The sequence below is a fragment of the Wolbachia endosymbiont of Glossina morsitans morsitans genome (genome assembly GCF_000689175.1).
Taxonomy (GTDB): Bacteria; Pseudomonadota; Alphaproteobacteria; order Rickettsiales; family Anaplasmataceae; genus Wolbachia; species Wolbachia pipientis.
In genome coordinates this window covers 1-952 of sequence record NZ_AWUH01000113.1, presented here as the reverse complement: position 1 = coordinate 952, position 952 = coordinate 1, and the positions used below count along the sequence as shown (strand labels likewise).

The 952-nt window shown below is 37.4% G+C and carries 1 protein-coding gene; it reads right to left on the bottom strand.

Annotation, left to right across the window (positions count from 1 at the left end):
- Positions 1-343: 343 nt before the first annotated feature.
- Positions 344-565: a hypothetical protein gene (locus tag WGMM_RS02760; protein ID WP_038249678.1), complete on the bottom strand. Its 222-nt coding sequence runs from the start codon at positions 563-565 to the stop codon at positions 344-346.
- Positions 566-952: the final 387 nt, after the last annotated feature.

The window sequence follows — 952 nt, the reverse complement described above, 5'->3', positions numbered from 1 at the left end:
AAAACACAATTGGAGTTATATGCAAAATAGATCCCAGTGTCAGCTACTCGGATGACAAAAAAAGGAGCACTGGAATGACAGCAGTCCTATGTCCCGCTAACAAGCAGCGGGATGACGGTTGTCGTTTAGCCACAAATATTTAAGAAATTTACTAAATGAAAAAAAAGGCAAAAGAAGCCCTGGGGTTATTATCCGCTTTAAAATATTGGCGTTTTTTATGTTTTAAACGCTTGACAAGCAAGATTAAGCTGCTTTTAATTGCAAATAACTTACACTACAAATGTTTCAGAAGTTTATTAAACAGAAAAAAAGACAAAGAATCCCCGAGTTAGCTAGTCTTTTACTATCTCTGTCGAGTATTGGCATTTTTTGATGTCTTGTAACGCTTTGTAGGCGCGTTCAGCTTATTTAGATAAAAATCTAGATGTAGATGAAGTTTTGTAAAGAAATACAGTATCTTTGTCATTCCAGTGCCTCTTTCTCCTGTCATCCCAGTGCCCCCTTTTGTCATCCCAGTAGCCCCTTCGGTATCATTCCAGTCTGGAATCCAGTTCTTATTGTACATTCACCTGGTGTAAAGTTAAGTTTCCTGGATCCCAGTGTCAGCTACTCGGATGACAAAAAAAGGAGCACTGGAATGACAGCAGTCCTATGTCCCGCTAACAAGCAGCGGGATGACGGTTGTCGTTTAGCCACAAATATTTAAGAAATTTACTAAACAGAAAAAAAGGCGAAAGAAGCCCTGGGGTTATTATCCGCTTTAAAATATTGGCGTTTTTTATGTTTTAAACGCTTGACAAGCAAGATTAAGCTGCTTTTAATTGCAAATAACTTACACTACAAATGTTTCAGAAGTTTATTAAACAGAAAAAAAGACAAAGAATCCCCGAGTTAGCTAGTCTTTTACTATCTCTGTCGAGTATTGGCATTTAAACTACAAAACATTGCGAAA